This is a genomic window from Prochlorococcus sp. MIT 1307 (assembly GCF_034092395.1).
Classification (GTDB): Bacteria; Cyanobacteriota; Cyanobacteriia; order PCC-6307; family Cyanobiaceae; genus AG-363-K07.
The window spans coordinates 1,516,283-1,534,013 of record NZ_CP139301.1; the positions used below are offsets into that span (position 1 = coordinate 1,516,283).

Below are 17,731 nucleotides of genomic sequence, written 5' to 3' on the forward strand. Positions count from 1 at the left end.
GTGATGTTTGAGGAATCGGTAATAGTTGTTGGTGGGGGTATTGCTGGACTGACAGCTGCTGCCCTTTTAGCCCATGAAGGGATTCCCGTCACTCTTCTTGAGGCTCATCATCAAACAGGTGGCTGTGCAGGAACCTTTTGTAGAGGACCATATGTTTTTGATGTTGGTGCTACTCAAGTTGCAGGGCTGGAGGCTGGTGGAATTCATGAGCGTTTATTTAGATATCTTGGAACTTCTGCTCCTGCTGCGGAGATCCTCGACCCAGGCTGTTCAGTAGATCTTGCGGATGGATATGGGCCTATAAATCTTTGGCATGATGCTCGACTTTGGAAACAGGAGCGAGAAAAACATTTTCCTGGGAGCGCACTTTTTTGGTCACTTTGTTCTGAGTTACATAAAAGTAATTGGGCCTTCGCTGGTAGAGACCCTGTCTTGCCAGTTAGGAACTTTTGGGACTTACAACATCTCTTAAAAGCACTTCGTCCTTTTAATTATGCAACAGGGATTCTTAGCAAATTGACTGTAGAGGATCTTCTAAGAATTAGTGGGGCCCATCAAGATCAGCGATTAAGGCAATTTCTTGATTTACAGCTCAGGTTGTATTCCCAAGAGCCTTCGAATAGAACTGCTGCACTTTATGGGGCGACTGTTCTGCAAATGGCTCAGGCACCATTAGGGCTATGGCATTTAGATGGCTCTATGCAAAAACTAAGTGATGTTTTAACAAGTTGTTTGATGCGTGATCATGCTCGCTTGCTTTTGAGACATCGTGTTGTTGGGTTGTCTTTTGGTCGTTTGTCTGAGCGATGGACAGTCAATGTGACTGGACCCAAAGGCAAATCTTTGCAATTTCAATCGAAAGATGTTGTATGCAGTCTTCCTCCACAGTGTCTTCTAGAGTTATTGCCTTCAGATATAAATTTCGTCAATAAATATAGAAAGAATCTGGAAAAATTACCCAAGCCAAGTGGAGCAATTGTCTTTTACGGCGTGATCAATCGACATGCATTACCAGAAAATTGCCCTAGTCATCTTCAGCTAGCTGCAGATGACCCAGGTTCTCTTTTTATTTCGATTAGCCGTGAAGGTGATGGTCGTGCTCCTCTTGGGCAGGCAACTTTAATAGTTAGTGTTTTTAGTGAAACAGAACATTGGTTCCATTTAGAGGAACTTGATTATCAAGAGAAAAAAATAATTTTAGTTGATAAAATAGTTCAGAAACTTCAGACTTGGTTGGGAATTGATTGTTCCGATTGGCGACATAAAGAACTAGCAACCCCTACGAGCTTTGCAAAATGGACTGGTCGGCCTAACGGGATTGTGGGTGGATTAGGTCAACACCCATCATTTTTTGGCCCTTTTGGGCTTGCTAGTAGAACTCCACTTAGAGGGTTATGGCTTTGTGGAGATTCCATTTACCCTGGTGAGGGAACTGCAGGAGTCAGTCAGTCAGCCTTAATGGCATGTCGTCAATTAATGGCAGAACGCGGACAGAAATTTAATTTCCCAAGTTAATTAAAGTTTGTCATTAAGAAACTCTGGTCTTAGTGTTTGGGTTTTTTCGAGTTCTGCTTGAATCTGCGACCAGTGTTGAGAAATCATGGCCTCCTCAAATTGCTCAAGGCTCCAGCGATAAGAGCTCAATGCTCTCAAAATCGCAGAACTGTTGTTTTCCATCATTCCGGTTCCAAGAGTTGGATTACCTCCTCCAACTCTTGTGGTGTCAGCGAAACCAGTGGATGCAAGTTTTTTGGCTAGTTCTAATAAAGATGGATTGCGCTCATTACAAAGTGTTTTTAGTAAAGCAGCACTTATAAGTACAGGTAAATGTGAAATAAGTGCTACAGCTTGATCGTGCATTTCAGCTTCAGCTGTGATCCATTCACTACTTAAAGCAAGTGCTAGGTCCTGAACTTTTTTCAGGGCTTCCGTGTCTGTATTGGTATCAGGTGTTGCCACCCATGGACGATGTTTAAATAACTCTATTTGGCCGGCTCCTACCCCTGAATTAGCATTTCCTGCCATTGGATGACTTGCTACAAAACGTTGATGAAGCTTGGTCCAAGTTTTCAAAACAGGAGCTTTTACTGAACCTACATCTGTAATGACTGCTGATGGTGGCAATGCCTTAAGGAGTGATTGAGATGGCTTCAGAAGTTGGTCGAGAGGTAAAGCAAGGATTATTAGGTCACAATCTGAAAGGATTTTTGGATCTGTGCTAATTACTTGAGCTAACCCTCTTTCTTTTGCTTTTGTAGCAGTAGTAGCGCGATGAACAAGACCATGCACCTTAAAGCCAAGAGCTTGTAGATCTAGAGCTAATGATCCTCCGATTAGTCCGAGTCCAACTATCCCAATGCAGTTCGATGAATTTTTTGTGTGCGTCATTTCAAGTTTTTACCTGCTCTCCATGTTGATCGGTAGATCAACATGGAGAAATCAACTGTGTTGTATTAACTAAACTTGCAAGATGCTGGAAGCTAGTGCCCATGCCCAGCTCAAAGATATTCTGCAGGCTATTTCATGCCCATGGCCGCACAACTTGACGCTTGGTCGCTTGGTTGCGCGAACTTTTAGGAGAAGAGATAACACTTTGATTCAACTTGATATAGGTAGTCAAGATTTTTGGTGGCTCGGGCTTCTTATTCCACTTTCTTTTGATCCCTCAAGTGCGGTTTTAATTCTTTCAGAAAAGCAACGTCAACGGCTTTTAAAAATTGAACTACCTCGACTTAGAGAGAAAGGGGTACAGCTGGAATGTTGGGAAGGCTCTCAAGCTCCACCTGATGGACAACTCTGGCTAATGGATTATTTGGGGTTGGTTCAAGCTTTTCGGCAAGAGTCACTGCAATCTAAGCATTTGATTATTCCGGAGGCTGAGTTTCTCAACGAAAGACTTCGTGATGTGATGGCGTTGAAAATTACGTCAGAAGATTGGGAACGGCTCAGAAGGGCTCACCCCTCTGTTGATGTTGCATTGATGCAGTTACATGAGCGCTTAAGTCGAAAACTTTTTGCGCAATCCACCCGAGTTGGTGCTCATGTTCGTATGGATTGCAGTGAAATATTTGCACTAAGAGATCTCATCGATTCTTTATTGCCTTCTCCCCCCCCTTGGTTTGAGTTGCTTCAGCCTGAGAGTGATCATTGGGCCAGTTGGGCTGAACTTGATCACAAAACATTGAATTGGATTTGGCATTTGAAGCTTTTAGACCCTCTAAAACACTTATATGGCCTTTTTAAGCATCAACCTTATCTTTTGCTGACTGGCACGGACCGCAATGATTTGTTGATTACTCAATTGGAATCATTAGCTAGCCCTCTCAAGGTCAAGGTCACATTGGGAGGACACCTTTTGCAAGAGCCGATTTCGCTATTTGCACCTCGAAGTCAACCACTGCCAAATACAGAGTTTTATGCACAGCATTTACTAGATCAATCTCGAAGATTGATCCTTGGACTTGCTGGAGTTACTATTCTTTTGCTAGATGACGATCAATTACGGCGACAAATAACTAGTGAGTTGGCGTCAGAGTTTGGTAAAAGAGTGATACATGAAACAATTACTCCTGATTCCAATGGAGTTATATGTTGCCGATGGTCTTGGTGGCTTCTTCATCAAGATCAACTTCCACCCCCTCAGCAACTCATTATAGCAATACTGCCGTTGTCCAGTGTTGAAGAACCATTAATAGCAGCAAGGGTTGAGGCCTTGAAACGACAAGGTCGTGATTGGTTCCGTGAGTTACTTTTACCAGAAGCGTTGAGTGTGCTACCGCAAGCAGTAGCTCCTCTGAGAGCTAGTCACGGCCGCCTTGCGATTCTTGATGGTAGGTTACGTTCTCGTAGTTGGGGAGAGCAGTTTTCTAGATCGCTAGAACCTTGGACACCATTACAACGGCTTTTGCCTAACTAAAAGGCCCTACTCTGTTTAAGACCTAATCCTTTAAGTCAGACCATGGGAGAAGCTCGTCGCCGAGTGGAGCAGGGATTGCCCCCACGTCAATCAAAGATTAAAAGAGGTGATACTTCTAGGCTTTTCCCCTGGCCATCTAATGATAAAAGTCCAAGAGAGCAGTTCTATTCCATTACACAACGTGGTGCTTGGATTGGTATTGGTCTTTTGCTCGTTGTATGGGTCGTAGTTAGGTTCGTTGGACCTGCTTTGGGTTGGTGGATACCTGCTGATATCCGATAATTGTTGGCTCTTAGTGAAATTGTTAGGCGGCTTTAGAGCTTGGACTTATTTGTTGCTTTTCATTGGCTGTGCGCGCAGCCGCCGCTAATGGCTTCATTGAGTTAGAACTTACTTCTGAGCCTTCAGTTAGTTTTTGACGAACTAATAGTTCAATTTTTTCTTTGATCTCAGGGTTTTGTTCAAGCCAGATAATGCTGTTATCACGTCCTTGGCCAATATTGTCACCTTCGTAGCTATACCAGGCACCTTTCCGGCTAACGATGGAGGTTTCCTCTGCTAGATCTAATAAACAGCCCAGTGTGCTGATACCTTTGCCAAAAAGAATATCGAATTCGGCAATACGAAAAGGAGGTGCAACCTTATTTTTAGCCACTTTCACTTTTGCACGAATGCCATATTCTTCTGTTCCTCTTTTGAGTGTTTGAATGCGACGTATATCGAGTCTTACAGAAGCGTAGAACTTCAAAGCATTACCACCAGTTGTGGTTTCTGGATTGCCATACATGACTCCAATTTTGAGGCGTAGTTGATTGAGGAAAATCACTGTGCAGCCCGATTTGCCGATGTTCCCAGTAATTTTTCGCATTGCTTGACTCATCAGTCTGGCCTGGCTTCCTACAGCCAAATCTCCCATTTCTCCTTCGATTTCGGCTCTAGGGGTTAGAGCTGCTACAGAGTCAATGACAACCAGATCAACAGCCGCTGAACGCACTAGTTGATCGACAATCTCTAGGGCCATTTCTCCAGTATCTGGTTGTGAAACTAGAAGATTTTCAACATCGACACCAAGAGATGCTGCGTATACAGGATCTAGAGCATGTTCGGCATCAACGAAGGCTGCTACCCCACCACGACGCTGAACTTCGGCAATAGCATGCAAAGTCAGAGTTGTTTTGCCGGAACTTTCTGGGCCATACACTTCGATAACTCTGCCTTTTGGATAGCCGCCACCTAGTGCCAGGTCTAGCGTGAGTGCTCCAGTAGATATTGTCTCTACTCTCATCCTGGAGGCATCTCCTAGGCGCATAATTGAGCCTTTGCCAAAGTTGCGCTCTATTTGACCGAGGACCAGGCTCAGCGCTTTGTCTCTTTGACCTGAGGCTGTACCAAGCTGTTGAGAATCTTTATTTGAGGAATGAGTTGATTGGATTTCGACTGCCATTGTGCTGATTGTTTTAGTTAAAGATCTAGAGAATTCATTTGACCGGTGGGTTGTTCCCGGTCAAGGAGCGCTGTGCTAAGGGAGCGTGAGGAGCGGAAGTACGTAAGTGCTTCTATAGCTTCCAACCACCATTTGTAGTACACACGTACGCTAACGAATTAAGGCCAGCTCGCCAAGGGGGTCATGAAAGTTTGTTTGTCTAGTAGGTGAATATTGTGAGGCAGATCTTTTGTGTCTTCATCTTTTAGGTAGCCCCAGCTTGCCAAATAGAAAGTTAGGGAATTCAGCTCAGGGGTATTGATCATTGTTTCAAGGGTTTTACGACGATCTTCTATAAACCCTTTAAGGCAATGAGTTTTGGCTAATTGCAGTAGAACATCTTGTTTGCTCCCTGATTCATGGCCATAGATCAGGCTTGGTGTTATGTGGAAATGATCCAGTAGCTCGGCGGTAAACTCTGAGCCCTTTGTTGTTAGGACAGCAAATTCGTAGCCTTCCGTATTGAGTTGGTGGAGACGCTGCACAACCCCTGGAAAGGCTTTATAACTTCCTAACCATTGTGTTCGATTGCTTTTTATGGCTTGTCTGCGAACGCTTTCTAGTGCGTTCTGCAAGACGCCTGGCTCCCAGTTTCGTGCGTTTAGGGCTTCCTTGCAATTCAATTGGTAATTATTTGCGAATGCTTTGGCTCCTGAAAGGACTAACGCACTTTCTGGTCGAATTAATTCGGAGGCTAAAAGAACCATTTCCCATCCTTGATGAACCCAAGGTCGGATCTGACGAAAAATTTGAGGTACGTCTTCAGGCAACGTAGTCGAATCTGATTTGTAATCTAAAAGTTCAAAACAGGCTCTGCGTGAACTCCACCAGTACTCGGCGATGCCATCTGCAATGACCCCGTCAAAATCGAAAATTAACAGTGGTCTAGATGTCAATAATGTGAGTTGAAAACTGGGCCGCTAGGATTCGAACCTAGGAATGGCGAGACCAAAACCCGCTGCCTTACCGCTTGGCGACGGCCCATTGAGTAGGGCTACTTACCTAAGCAGGGCTTATGTAAGTAGCATTCAAATAATTACATACGACGGATTGAACTACGTCATTTCAGTATGAGTAGGTTCATGTTTAGGGGGGGTAAACCCTTAGCCGCTGTTGATCACCATCTCCAAAAATATCGCAACGAAGACGATAACGGTGCACCAGATCAACTTGCACCTGCAGCACCTTCATATTCCGTGGCAAAAGCTCCATTGGTCGTCCTAAGGGCACAACGATTTTTTCCAATGCCAGCCTGCATTCTTCCAAAGCAGCAATCTCGTTATCTCTATCAGCGCAAATGTTTTTGGATGATACATTTTTGCTATTTGCTTCAATCTGGTGTCTGTTCAGCAGGCGCTTTATAGCTCGTTCGATCTGGTGCAGGGTATCTGATTTGATTACAAGAATTGGTATTTGGAGCTTACGAGCTTCCTTTCTCAGGGCTGGGTTGTGACTTAGCCCATTACGGATAGTTATTACCACATCAGCTTCCTCTAGCTTTTCTGTTCGACGAGCGGGCCAAGCATGATGACGTATAGCTTCTTCAACAATTTGATGTGAGATTTCACAGCAAAGAATTTGCAAACTGATTGATTTATCTTTTTCCTTAACAGCCTGTTGATTAGTTATACAAGACAGATTTTCTTTCGGAATAGAATCAAAATCAGTAATACCTAGACTCGATAAATTATTAATAGATTCAGATAAATTTGCCTTGTTGGATCTGCTTTCTTTGACGATAGAAGAGATCTTTGTATTGCCTAATAGTCTTACTTTTCCATTGTTGCCTAATGTTCTTTCTTGGGGGTGCGGTGGCTCTCCACGCAACAGTAAATCTACAGTGTTTGCAACATCTTTGTGAATAGACCAACAACTGCGACTATTGATTTCAACAGCGATTGTAAAAGTGGGCTCAGCTGCTCGTTCTAAAACGGTTTTTTGTGTACGCCTGCGCCTAGCCTCATCATCCCCTAGTGTCACTGACTGAATACCTCCAATTAAATCACATAGAGTTGGGTTTTTTATTAAGTTTGAAAGAGCATTTCCATGCGCAGTAGCAATAAGTTGAACTCCTCTCTCTGCAATCGTTCTTGCGGCCTGTGTGTCGAGCTCTGTTCCAATTTCATCTACGACTATAACTTCTGGCATATGATTTTCTACTGCCTCAATCATGACTTGATGTTGATATTCAGGCTGTGTCACTTGCATTCGCCTTGCGCGGCCAATAGCCGGGTGAGGAATGTCCCCATCACCAGCGATTTCGTTACTTGTATCTATAACAATGACTCTTCGCTGGAGATCATCAGCCATTACTCTTGCAATTTCTCTAAGAACAGTTGTTTTACCAACTCCAGGGCGGCCCATTAATAAGAGTGATTGGCCACTTTCAATAAGGTCTCTAACTATTGCCACTGTTCCAAATACAGCTCTACCTACTCGACAAGTAAGTCCTATGACATCATTTTTTCGATTTCGAATCGCACTTATTCGGTGAAGTGTCCTTTCAATTCCAGCACGGTTATCTGATCCGAATTTTCCTAGTTGATTTATAGTAGCTTGTAAATCATTGATAGATAAATATTTGTTTCCTAGAGTGATTGACTGACTTGGGTATCTGGCTTCAGGAAGTCGGCCAAGATCAAGTACAACCTCTATTAAGTCATCCTTACTGTTACTTTCAGCCAGTGCTTTTTGAACTATTGGAGGTAATACCTCCAATAGCTTATTTAAATCATCTGTTATTTGCTTGGCTTGCATTACTTCTATTTGCTTGAAAACTTTAAAAAGGATTCTGTTTAAAGACTTTTAGCAGGTGTGATGCCCAGAACTTCTTAATAACCAAGGATTTATCAGTTGTTTTGCTTCTTGAAGAGCTGCTTGCCATCCTTCTGGCCATTTTCTAAGAGGAATTTGATTGGCTTCTGCTTGTATTAGCCAGGGTTGGATCAATTTGCGTGCCATACCTCCAAAAGCTATTCCTGCTGGTCCATTTTTAGTAGGTAGATAATTGATGGTCTTTTCATTTGTTCCACCTGCTAGTTGGAGAGGCCCTGGTGGTGCTAAAGGATGAATTTTCTGCCATAACTTTGCAGCGACTTTGGCTGTACCTCCACCAAGATCTCCACTCATGCGGCGCCCATCAAGTTGCCATAATGGCTTTTGCTTATAGCGTCGTAGGTATGAATGACGCTCCCAAAGTTCTTGAGCCAATTCTTTAGCGGTAATCCCATACCCTTGGAGACCACAGCTGACAGCTACTCTTTGGAAGGGTACTTTTGCAGACATGATTTCACTGAAAGTAGCTTGGAATTCGTTCTTCCGTCCTGGAGCTGTATGAATTTCAATAGCGTCAGGACGTAACTCTGCTAATAGGGGGCCAACGTCTTTTAGTTTTAGGTGATGGTCCTGTTCCACAATGAGACCTAAGGGGCATCTGGGTATACAACGCCCACACCCGTAACAGCGTTTTGAATTTATTCCTTCTTGTTTTGTAATTGCTAGGGCGGGACATGTTTTTTGGCATGGTCTTGGACAATCCATAGGGCAAAGTTTTGGATTGAACCAGGCTTTCCGAAAATGTTCGTCTTGTCCGTCACTCACGCTGATCATTAACCAAGGACGGACACCTATAGATTTTTGAACCCAATCAAGTGCTTCTCGAGCTGTATGGACCACTGCAGCATCTGCCGCCACGTCAATGCAGTGAACACCTGCTGTGGCATAGAGAGCACAAAGGTCCCAAATAGAAGACAGGTCTTGATTGCTTGCACCACAGATCAACTTCACCCATGACCCTCTTCTGAGAGCCTCTTCGCCGGTTATAAAACCTTTGCTTCTCACAATCGATTTGGCAACATTTAGCTTTCTAATAGTGAATGCATTGGTTGCCATTTGAGGCTTCGTGCACCTCCCATTTCCACTACTATTTTTAATCTGGGCTCTCGTTTGCAGAGATCTAAAAGTGCTAGTAGTTCTGAACGAGATAAAACCTGTCCTTCAAGTAACCAGAGCACTACAGGTTCATCATGCATTAGTAATTCGCTTAATTTCGGAATTACTTGTTGCACTTCTCCTAGAGCACCATTGCGACCAACACTCTGGTGCCCAAGATGTGGAGGCCGAATTCCATGCAGCTGCATGAGAAACACCTCTGGATCTCCAAGGCCTCTTGCTGAGGCGATTTGGGTGCGATATCCAGCCGCTCTTAAACGACGAAGTAGCCGAGTTTCAGTTCCACCTTCAAGAGGAACATTTATAGCCATGCAGCCGGAAGCTTCAAGCTCACGTCGAAAACCCTTTCCAGATAACAAAAGCGGCATGGATTTAGGTGAATTATTAAAAGGCTGACACTTGAAAACTTTAACTAAATGGGTGCCATCGTGGTGTAGGGTTTTATATCGCTCAGCTTTCATGTGCCCGTCCGCTAGCCGGGCCTCCATAAGGCTAAGCGGATTCAGCGATTGCGCTGGATCCAAAGGCCATAGCAGATGGGTGATTTATCCCTGTTTGCCGAGAAACTGACTGAACTCAATAAGTTCAGCCAAGTCTCAGCCTGTTGATTAAGCTTGCTAGCTCCAATTATTCCTTGAGTTTCGTGTAATACGGCCGAGGTTTGATTGTGATCAAGTGAGTAAATGATCAGCCCACTTAAACTAAGTCTCAATAACGAGATTAATAGCGCTGGCGTCATCTCATCTCATGTCTATAGGTATCCTCGGGAAAAAATTGGGTATGTCCCAATTTTTCGATGATCAAGGCAGAGCTGTTCCGGTCACCTTGATCGAGGCAGGACCTTGCCGAATCACCCAGCTGAAAACTTCTCAAACTGATGGTTATGCCGCAGTTCAGATTGGTTTTGGCTTGACTCGTGAAAAGCTTATTAATCAACCTGCCAAAGGACACCTTGCTAAGTCTGGTGAAGAATTTCTTCGCCATTTACGTGAATATCGCGTAGAGGACCTAGGAGGGTTGGAACTTGGCTCGCCCATTACTGTTGATCGCTTTGAAGCGGGTCAAAAGGTTGATGTGAGTGGAAATTCAATGGGTCGAGGGTTTTCTGGTTATCAGAAGCGCCATGGATTTAGTCGAGGTCCAATGAGTCACGGTTCAAAAAACCATCGTGAACCTGGTTCGACTGGAGCTGGAACTACACCTGGGCGGATTTATCCAGGGAAGCGAATGGCAGGTCGTTATGGCGGTAAGAAGATCACAACCCGTGGACTCACGATTATCAAAATTGATAGTCAAAGAAATCTTCTTGTAGTGAAGGGTTCTGTTCCTGGGAAACCAGGTTCCTTCCTAAATATCCGTCCCGCCAATCGGGTGGGTTCTCAGCCTGCTAAAGGAGGGAAGTGATGGCTAGTTGTGTTGTACGAGATTGGCAAGGAAACGAATCTGGAGAGGCTAATCTTGATTTAAATGTCGCGAAGGAATCCTCTGCCGTTGACCTAATGCATAGGTCGATTCTTCGTCAGCAGGCTCATAGTCGGCAGGGAACGGCCAGTACCCTTACTAGGGCGGAAGTCAGAGGTGGAGGTCGTAAACCCTATAAGCAAAAGGGAACTGGCCGGGCTAGACAAGGTTCAATTCGAACTCCCTTACGTCCCGGTGGTGGAATTATCTTCGGGCCCAAACCTCGTACTTATAACCTTGCAATGAACCGCAAGGAACGTCGACTTGCTTTGCGCACAGCTTTAATGGCTCGCATAGAAGATTGGATAGTTGTTAAAGATTTTGGTAAAGCTCTAAAAGCTCCAAAAACTAGCGAGATCAGTTCTGCATTAGACCGTTTCGGAATCGCATCTGAGTCCAAAGTTTTGATTATCCTTAGAAATCCGTCCGAGATTATTAGGCGTTCAATACGCAATCTTGAGAAGGTCAAGTTGATTGCTGCAGATCAACTCAACGTTTTTGATTTGCTTAATGCTCATTCGCTTGTAATCGGAGAAGAGGCTCTTTCAACTATTCAGGAGGTCTATGGCAATGACTGAGCTTTTTGAAAGCAGACTTGCGGATGTAATTCGACGACCATTAATTACTGAAAAAGCAACAAAGGCTCTTGAGTTAAATCAGTACACTTTTGAAGTCGATCATCGAGCTGCAAAACCTGATATTAAGGCAGCGGTTGAAAAGATGTTCGATGTGCGAGTAGTGGGAGTAAGCACAATGAATCCTCCTCGAAAGACTCGTCGAGTTGGTCGTTTCTCTGGTAAACGAGCCCAGGTAAAGAAAGCTGTTGTGCGCTTGGCTGAAGGCAACAGTATTCAATTGTTCCCTGAGTCCTAAACGAGTTTTATACAATCATGGCAATTCGTTCTTTTCGTCCCTATACCCCAGGCACTCGTACAAGAGTAGTTACTGATTTCAGTGAAGTAACCGCTCGGAAGCCTGAACGTTCTCTTCTGGTTGCAAAGCACCGTCGAAAGGGACGTAATAATCGAGGAGTTATTACATGTCGCCATAGAGGAGGTGGACATAAGCGCTTATATAGGGTTGTTGATTTTCGACGGAATAAGCACGGAATCTCCGCGAAAGTCGCAGCTATTCATTACGATCCCCATCGCAATGCCCGTTTGGCTTTGCTGTTTTATTCCGATGGAGAGAAGCGTTATATTTTGGCTCCAGCTGGTATCAAGATTGGGCAACAAGTTATCTCCGGTTCAGAAGTTCCAATTGAGATTGGCAATGCAATGCCCCTTTCGGCGGTTCCTCTTGGATCAGATGTGCATTGTGTAGAGCTTTATGCGGGCCGAGGCGGGCAAATGGTTCGCACTGCTGGGGCAAGTGCTCAGGTTATGGCTAAAGAGGGTGATTATGTAGCCCTTAAATTGCCTTCTACAGAAGTTCGATTAGTACGTCGTGAGTGTTACGCGACTCTTGGGGAAGTGGGCAACTCTGAAAATCGAAACACTAGTCTTGGAAAAGCCGGGAGAAGACGCTGGTTGGGAAGACGCCCGCAGGTTCGAGGCAGTGTGATGAATCCGTGCGATCACCCTCATGGTGGTGGTGAAGGTCGAGCACCTATTGGACGAGCAGGCCCTGTTACGCCTTGGGGTAAACCTGCACTTGGGCTGAAGACACGAAAGCGGAACAAGCCCAGTAATAGGTATGTTCTTAGGAAACGTCGACGTATCTCCAAACGGAGTCGCGGGGGAAGGGATTCCTAATGCTTTTCACTTTTCTTCTTTACGCTTAATCCGTTATGGGACGTTCACTAAAAAAAGGACCTTTTATTGCTGACAGCCTTCTTCGTAAGGTTGAAAAGCAAAATTCAGATGATGACAAGTCTGTTATTAAAACCTGGTCTAGAGCTTCAACTATCTTGCCAATGATGATCGGCCACACAATCGCAGTTCATAACGGTAAGAGCCATGTGCCTGTATTTATCACAGAGCAAATGGTTGGTCATAAGCTAGGCGAATTTGCGCCTACTCGTACTTTCAAGGGTCATATCAAAGACAAGAAAGGAGGCCGCTAGTAACCAATGACAACCTCAACTCCTAATTCAACTTCTATAGCAAAAGCTCATGGCAGATATATACGTGGATCTGTCTCAAAAGTAAGACGTGTTCTTGATCAAATTCGTGGTCGAACTTATCGGGATGCATTGATAATGCTCGAATTTATGCCCTATCGCTCCACTGGCCCGATCACTAAGGTGCTGCGTTCAGCTGTTGCCAATGCGGAGCATAATCTTGGGCTGGACCCTGCTTCCCTGGTCATCACCAGTGCAATAGCAGACATGGGCCCTTCTATGAAGCGCTATAGGCCTCGAGCTCAAGGCCGTGCTTTTCAGATCAAGAAACAGACCTGCCATATCAGCATTGCTGTGGCGGCTCCCTCCGAATCCTGACCCCCGACTTCATCGACTGATGGGACACAAAATCCATCCAACTGGTTTACGCCTTGGGATTACCCAGGAACATCGTTCTCGTTGGTACGCTCCTAGCAAGACTTATCCAATTCTTCTGCAAGAGGATGACAGGATTCGTCGATTCATTACTAAAAAATATGGTACAGCAGGCATTAGTGATGTCTTGATTGCTCGCAAAGCAGATCAGCTTGAAGTTGAGCTGAAGACTGCTCGACCTGGAGTAATTGTGGGCCGTCAGGGTAGTGGTATTGAAGATCTTCGTTCTGGTATTCAGAAGACCATTGGAGATAGAAGCAGACAGGTAAGGATTAACGTTGTAGAAGTTGAGCGAGCAGATGCAGACGCATTCCTTTTGGCAGAATACATAGCCCAACAGCTTGAAAAGAGGGTAGCTTTTCGCCGCACAATTCGTATGGCAGTGCAGCGGGCTCAAAGAGCAGGAGTTCTTGGATTAAAAATTCAAGTCGGTGGTCGATTAAATGGTGCTGAAATTGCTCGTACTGAATGGACCAGAGAGGGCCGTGTTCCACTTCATACCCTTCGGGCTGAGATTGATTATGCAACGAAGGTTGCAACCACCACTTATGGAGTTTTAGGCATCAAAGTGTGGATTTTTAAAGGGGAAGTGCTTGCGAAAGAAGATCAGCCATTGCCAGTGGGTACAAGCCCTCGGCGAAGGGGTAATCGAAGACCCCAACAGTTTGAAGACCGCTCAAATGAAAGTTCATAAGGAGACTTAAATCATGCTTAGTCCAAAACGCACAAAATTTCGCAAGCAACATCGGGGCCGGATGCGCGGTGTTGCAACTCGTGGCAACAAAATTGCCTTTGGAGAGTTTGCTTTACAAGCCCAAGACTGTGGCTGGGTTACATCCCGACAAATAGAAGCCAGCAGGAGAGCCATGACTCGTTACGTAAAACGGGGGGGCAACATCTGGATCAGGATTTTCCCTGATAAGCCAGTCACAATGAGACCTGCTGAAACTCGAATGGGATCTGGTAAGGGCAACCCAGAGTTCTGGGTTGCTGTTGTCAAGCCAGGGCGAATTCTTTTCGAAATGGGAGGTGAAGAGATTACAGAAGAAATTGCTCGGGAAGCAATGCGCTTAGCCCAATACAAGCTCCCTGTCAAAACTAAGTTCCTTTCCTTGGAAAATCAGGGACAGAAAACTCTTAGCAAACAATCTTCTATGCCAACAACATCAGAAGTAACTGAGGAGATTTCATGATGGCCAAATCAGACACCTCAGAGTTGCGCAAGCTCACAGAATCAGAGATTACTGAACAGATTGATGGCATTCGTCGTGAGCTCTTTGATCTCCGCTTTCAAAAAGCGACCAGTCAGTTGAGCAACACACACCGCTTTAAAGAGGCCCGTACCAAGTTGGCTCAACTTTTGACGGTCCAAAATGAGCAATCACGCTCCAATTCCTCCACTTGATCATCTTCTTATAAACCAATGGCACTCAAGGAAAGGGTCGGCACTGTAGTCAGCGACAAGATGGATAAAACAGTGGTAGTTGCGGTACAAAACCGTTTCCCACATTCCACTTATCAAAAGATAGTTAGCCGGACCACTCGTTACAAGGCACATGATGCTGAGAACAACTGTCGCGTTGGTGACAGAGTTCGAATCACAGAGACTCGTCCTTTAAGTGCAACTAAGCGCTGGGCTGTTTTGGAAGTTCTCAGTCATAGTGCCAATTTACAGGAGGTTCCCAAATGATTCAGCAGGAGACATTCTTGACTGTCGCTGATAACAGTGGCGCCAAGCGAATTCAGTGCATACGTGTCTTGGGTTCCAATCGACGTTATGCCCATGTAGGAGATGTAATTGTTGCTGCAGTGAAGGACGCTATGCCAAATATGGGAGTGAAGAAATCAGAGGTAGTCAAGGCGGTAGTGGTCCGTACAAAGGCAACTATGCGACGAGAGACTGGAAATTCAATCCGATTTGATGATAATGCTGCTGTTTTGATTAATGAGGATAAAAATCCTCGTGGGACAAGGGTTTTTGGCCCTGTTGCACGTGAGCTTCGTGAGCGCAATTTTACAAAGATTGTTTCTCTTGCACCGGAGGTTATTTAAATGGCGAACTTAATGCAAAAGGCGAAACCTACTCAACGGATCAAGATGCGAATCCGAAAAGGAGACACAGTGCAGGTGATTAATGGCAAAGATAAGGGTAAGACCGGTGAGGTCTTAAAAACATTGCCTCTTGAGAATAGGGTGGTTGTGCAAGGGGTAAACCTGCGTACTCGTCATGTCAAACCTACTCAGGATGGTGAGAGCGGCAGAATTGTTACCGAAGAAGCGTCATTGCATGCTTCCAACGTGATGATTTATTCCACAGCCAAAAAAGTCGCAAGCCGTGTGGAACTCATTATCGAAAAAGATGGGACTAAGAAGCGACGACTTAAAAAAACCGGAGAGTTGATTGATTAATGATTCTTTCTTTCTCTTCTTCTCTCATCCCTTCTAATTACTTCGACTTCTGACCAAGACCAGAAGCAACTTTCCTTCCTAGCTATGTCATTAAAACAGCGCTATCGGGAGACAATTCAGCCCAAATTGCTGAAAGATCTCAGTCTCTCGAACATTCATCAAGTCCCAAAGGTTCTCAAAGTCAATGTTAATCGTGGCTTAGGAGAAGCAGCTTCCAATGCCAAATCTTTGGAAGCTTCTTTGGCTGAAATAGCCAATATCACAGGACAAAAAGCATTGGTGACAAGAGCTAAGAAGGCAATTGCTGGTTTTAAAATTCGAGAAGGAATGCCAATAGGCTGCGCTGTCACCCTTAGGGGGGAACGCATGTACGCCTTTTTGGAACGACTTGTCAATCTTGCTCTACCAAGAATTAGAGATTTCAGAGGTGTGAGCCCTAAGAGCTTTGATGGTCGTGGTAATTACACCCTTGGGGTCAGAGAGCAGCTTATTTTTCCTGAGATTTCTTTTGACAAAATTGACGCTATTCGGGGGATGGACATCACCATCGTTACAAGTGCTCGCAACGATGAAGAGGGCCGAGCCCTCCTCCGCGAGATTGGATTCCCCTTCCGTAATAACTGAGCCCTCTTCGTAGACGACTATGGCAAACCACGATCCAATTTCAGACATGCTCACTCGCATACGTAATGCGAGTCAAAAACGACATGAGACTACGCGTGTTCCTGCATCACGCATGTCTCGCAGTATTGCAAAAGTGCTGCGACAAGAGGGCTTTATTTCAGAAATCAGTGAAGAAGGTGAAGGAATTAGTACGCAGTTAATTCTTGGGTTGAAGTACAGCGGTAAGCATCGTTATCCAACAATCCGCTCTATGCAAAGGGTTAGTAAGCCTGGACTTCGTATTTATAAAAATACTCGTGGACTTCCCAAAGTTTTGGGAGGATTAGGAGTTGCCATCATTTCAACCTCTAAAGGGGTGATGAGTGATCGGGATGCTCGTAAACAAGGTGTTGGGGGAGAAGTCCTCTGCTATGTGTACTGATCTGGAGTTTTAATTATGTCTCGTATCGGAAAACAACCAATTCCAATTCCTGAAAAGGTAGCTGTTACATTTGACGGCCTTTCTGTCAAAGTAAAAGGCCCAAAAGGAGAGTTAAATCGTACCCTCCCTGATGGTGTGAGTATTACTCAAGTAGAAAACAGTATTGTTGTCGCACCCACAACCGATAAGCGTAAGTCTCGAGAGCTTCACGGACTATGTAGGACACTGGTGGCCAATATGATTGAAGGTGTGAGTAAGGGATATACCCGCAACTTGGAAATTGTAGGAGTGGGTTCACGTGCTCAGTTAAAAGGAAAAAACCTTGTTGTTAGTGCTGGGTTCAGTCATCCAGTAGAAGTTATCCCTCCGGCAGGAATTAGCTTTGCTGTCGCAAATAACACAAATGTCACTGTTTCAGGAACCGATAAGGAGATTGTTGGAAATGAAGCAGCCAAGATTCGTGCAATCAGGCCTCCTGAGCCTTATAAGGGCAAAGGGATTAAGTATGCGGGCGAACGAATACTTAGAAAAGCTGGTAAGTCCGGCAAGAAGTAGAGGACTTTCTTAATTTTTTTTCATTTATTCAATCATGTCTATTCTTTCTCGAAAACAACAAACTCAGAAGCGTCATAAGCGCCTGCGCCGCAACCTTAATGGAACATCAGATCGTCCAAGGCTTGCAATTTTTCGTTCTAATAACCATATTTATGCTCAGGTTATAGATGATCAGGCTCAAAATACACTTTGTGCTGCATCAACCTTAGATAAGGATTTACGGGAGACTTTAAAAACTGGTGGGAATAATTGCGATGCATCTAGTGCTGTTGGTGAGCTTGTCGCTAAACGTGCTTTAGAAAAGGGTATACAACAAGTCGTCTTTGATCGTGGCGGCAACCTCTATCACGGCAGGGTTAAAGCCCTCGCTAGTGCAGCCCGTGAAGCGGGCCTTCAATTTTGATTCCTGCTTTA

25 protein-coding genes and 1 tRNA gene are annotated in these 17,731 nt (G+C 44.7%); 19 read left to right on the forward strand and 7 right to left on the reverse strand.

The genetic code is table 11. The annotated features are described in order from the left end of the window. The first annotated feature begins 3 nt into the window (after positions 1–3). Positions 4–1,515, forward strand: coding sequence for a C-3',4' desaturase CrtD (gene crtD / locus SOI82_RS07705; protein WP_320666853.1), 1,512 nt, complete (start codon positions 4–6; stop codon positions 1,513–1,515). Here the strand turns inward: crtD and SOI82_RS07710 are convergent, their stop codons facing one another. Further along, positions 1,516–2,388, reverse strand: a complete 873-nt coding sequence (locus SOI82_RS07710) for a prephenate/arogenate dehydrogenase (RefSeq protein ID WP_320666854.1) — start codon at positions 2,386–2,388, stop codon at positions 1,516–1,518. It abuts the gene before it with no gap. A gap of 82 nt (positions 2,389–2,470) precedes the next feature. Between SOI82_RS07710 and SOI82_RS07715 the strand changes: the two genes are divergently transcribed. After that, on the forward strand, positions 2,471–3,916 hold the full coding sequence (locus SOI82_RS07715) for a helicase C-terminal domain-containing protein (protein ID WP_320666855.1): 1,446 nt from the start codon (positions 2,471–2,473) through the stop codon (positions 3,914–3,916). A 42-nt stretch (positions 3,917–3,958) separates the two neighbouring features. Further along, on the forward strand, positions 3,959–4,198 hold the full coding sequence (locus tag SOI82_RS07720) for a DUF2839 domain-containing protein (protein WP_320666856.1): 240 nt from the start codon (positions 3,959–3,961) through the stop codon (positions 4,196–4,198). A 22-nt stretch (positions 4,199–4,220) separates the two neighbouring features. Here the strand turns inward: SOI82_RS07720 and recA are convergent, their stop codons facing one another. The 6 genes from recA to SOI82_RS07750 all read right to left on the reverse strand — a co-directional run bounded on the left by recA (position 4,221) and on the right by SOI82_RS07750 (position 9,718). Further along, positions 4,221–5,360, reverse strand: coding sequence for a recombinase RecA (gene recA, locus SOI82_RS07725; protein ID WP_320666857.1), 1,140 nt, complete (start codon positions 5,358–5,360; stop codon positions 4,221–4,223). A gap of 158 nt (positions 5,361–5,518) precedes the next feature. Next, complete coding sequence (locus tag SOI82_RS07730) at positions 5,519–6,295, reverse strand: HAD hydrolase-like protein (RefSeq protein ID WP_320666858.1); 777 nt, start codon at positions 6,293–6,295, stop codon at positions 5,519–5,521. Positions 6,296–6,311: 16 nt separating this feature from the next. Continuing rightward, positions 6,312–6,383, reverse strand: a tRNA-Gln gene (locus tag SOI82_RS07735). A 102-nt stretch (positions 6,384–6,485) separates the two neighbouring features. Then, the gene (locus tag SOI82_RS07740) at positions 6,486–8,156 is read right to left on the reverse strand and encodes an AAA family ATPase (RefSeq protein WP_320666859.1); all 1,671 of its coding nucleotides are present in this window, start codon (positions 8,154–8,156) and stop codon (positions 6,486–6,488) included. 48 nt (positions 8,157–8,204) lie between these two features. Next, entirely contained in the window at positions 8,205–9,185 is a 981-nt protein-coding gene (locus SOI82_RS07745; RefSeq protein ID WP_320668392.1) for an LdpA C-terminal domain-containing domain, read from the reverse strand. A 71-nt stretch (positions 9,186–9,256) separates the two neighbouring features. Next, positions 9,257–9,718, reverse strand: a complete 462-nt coding sequence (locus SOI82_RS07750; RefSeq protein ID WP_320668393.1) for an NAD(P)H-quinone oxidoreductase subunit N — start codon at positions 9,716–9,718, stop codon at positions 9,257–9,259. Between the two features lie 379 nt (positions 9,719–10,097). On the opposite strand from SOI82_RS07750, the gene rplC reads away from it, so the two are divergent. The 16 genes from rplC to rplR all read left to right on the forward strand — a co-directional run bounded on the left by rplC (position 10,098) and on the right by rplR (position 17,720). After that, positions 10,098–10,754: a 50S ribosomal protein L3 gene (gene rplC, locus SOI82_RS07755; protein ID WP_320666860.1), complete on the forward strand. Its 657-nt coding sequence runs from the start codon at positions 10,098–10,100 to the stop codon at positions 10,752–10,754. Continuing rightward, on the forward strand, positions 10,754–11,389 hold the full coding sequence (rplD, locus tag SOI82_RS07760; RefSeq protein WP_320666861.1) for a 50S ribosomal protein L4: 636 nt from the start codon (positions 10,754–10,756) through the stop codon (positions 11,387–11,389). Before rplC ends, rplD begins: the two co-directional genes overlap by 1 nt. Then, the gene (locus SOI82_RS07765; protein ID WP_320666862.1) at positions 11,382–11,684 is read left to right on the forward strand and encodes a 50S ribosomal protein L23; all 303 of its coding nucleotides are present in this window, start codon (positions 11,382–11,384) and stop codon (positions 11,682–11,684) included. Before rplD ends, SOI82_RS07765 begins: the two co-directional genes overlap by 8 nt. Positions 11,685–11,701: 17 nt before the next feature. Continuing rightward, entirely contained in the window at positions 11,702–12,565 is an 864-nt protein-coding gene (gene rplB / locus SOI82_RS07770) for a 50S ribosomal protein L2 (RefSeq protein WP_320666863.1), read from the forward strand. A 35-nt stretch (positions 12,566–12,600) separates the two neighbouring features. Continuing rightward, positions 12,601–12,876 carry a 30S ribosomal protein S19 gene (gene rpsS / locus SOI82_RS07775; protein ID WP_320666864.1) on the forward strand — a complete coding sequence of 92 codons (276 nt, stop codon included), beginning with the start codon at positions 12,601–12,603 and terminating at the stop codon, positions 12,874–12,876. Between the two features lie 6 nt (positions 12,877–12,882). Continuing rightward, positions 12,883–13,251, forward strand: coding sequence for a 50S ribosomal protein L22 (gene rplV, locus SOI82_RS07780; RefSeq protein ID WP_320666865.1), 369 nt, complete (start codon positions 12,883–12,885; stop codon positions 13,249–13,251). A gap of 19 nt (positions 13,252–13,270) precedes the next feature. After that, entirely contained in the window at positions 13,271–14,002 is a 732-nt protein-coding gene (gene rpsC / locus SOI82_RS07785; protein WP_320666866.1) for a 30S ribosomal protein S3, read from the forward strand. A 13-nt stretch (positions 14,003–14,015) separates the two neighbouring features. Next, entirely contained in the window at positions 14,016–14,501 is a 486-nt protein-coding gene (rplP, locus tag SOI82_RS07790) for a 50S ribosomal protein L16 (protein WP_320666867.1), read from the forward strand. Next, positions 14,501–14,713 (forward strand): 50S ribosomal protein L29, encoded by a 213-nt coding sequence (rpmC, locus tag SOI82_RS07795; protein ID WP_320668394.1) that lies wholly within the window; start codon positions 14,501–14,503, stop codon positions 14,711–14,713. Before rplP ends, rpmC begins: the two co-directional genes overlap by 1 nt. Before the next feature lie 18 nt (positions 14,714–14,731). After that, positions 14,732–14,998 carry a 30S ribosomal protein S17 gene (rpsQ, locus tag SOI82_RS07800; RefSeq protein WP_320666868.1) on the forward strand — a complete coding sequence of 89 codons (267 nt, stop codon included), beginning with the start codon at positions 14,732–14,734 and terminating at the stop codon, positions 14,996–14,998. After that, positions 14,995–15,360, forward strand: a complete 366-nt coding sequence (gene rplN, locus SOI82_RS07805) for a 50S ribosomal protein L14 (RefSeq protein WP_320666869.1) — start codon at positions 14,995–14,997, stop codon at positions 15,358–15,360. The genes rpsQ and rplN overlap by 4 nt, the downstream gene beginning before the upstream one ends. A 45-nt stretch (positions 15,361–15,405) precedes the next feature. Continuing rightward, complete coding sequence (gene rplX, locus SOI82_RS07810; RefSeq protein ID WP_320668395.1) at positions 15,406–15,717, forward strand: 50S ribosomal protein L24; 312 nt, start codon at positions 15,406–15,408, stop codon at positions 15,715–15,717. Positions 15,718–15,801: 84 nt separating this feature from the next. After that, on the forward strand, positions 15,802–16,341 hold the full coding sequence (rplE, locus tag SOI82_RS07815; protein ID WP_320666870.1) for a 50S ribosomal protein L5: 540 nt from the start codon (positions 15,802–15,804) through the stop codon (positions 16,339–16,341). A gap of 19 nt (positions 16,342–16,360) precedes the next feature. After that, positions 16,361–16,762, forward strand: coding sequence for a 30S ribosomal protein S8 (gene rpsH / locus SOI82_RS07820; RefSeq protein ID WP_320666871.1), 402 nt, complete (start codon positions 16,361–16,363; stop codon positions 16,760–16,762). 15 nt (positions 16,763–16,777) lie between these two features. After that, complete coding sequence (gene rplF, locus SOI82_RS07825) at positions 16,778–17,317, forward strand: 50S ribosomal protein L6 (RefSeq protein ID WP_320666872.1); 540 nt, start codon at positions 16,778–16,780, stop codon at positions 17,315–17,317. Positions 17,318–17,351: 34 nt separating this feature from the next. Next, on the forward strand, positions 17,352–17,720 hold the full coding sequence (gene rplR / locus SOI82_RS07830; protein ID WP_320666873.1) for a 50S ribosomal protein L18: 369 nt from the start codon (positions 17,352–17,354) through the stop codon (positions 17,718–17,720). Positions 17,721–17,731 lie beyond the last annotated feature (11 nt).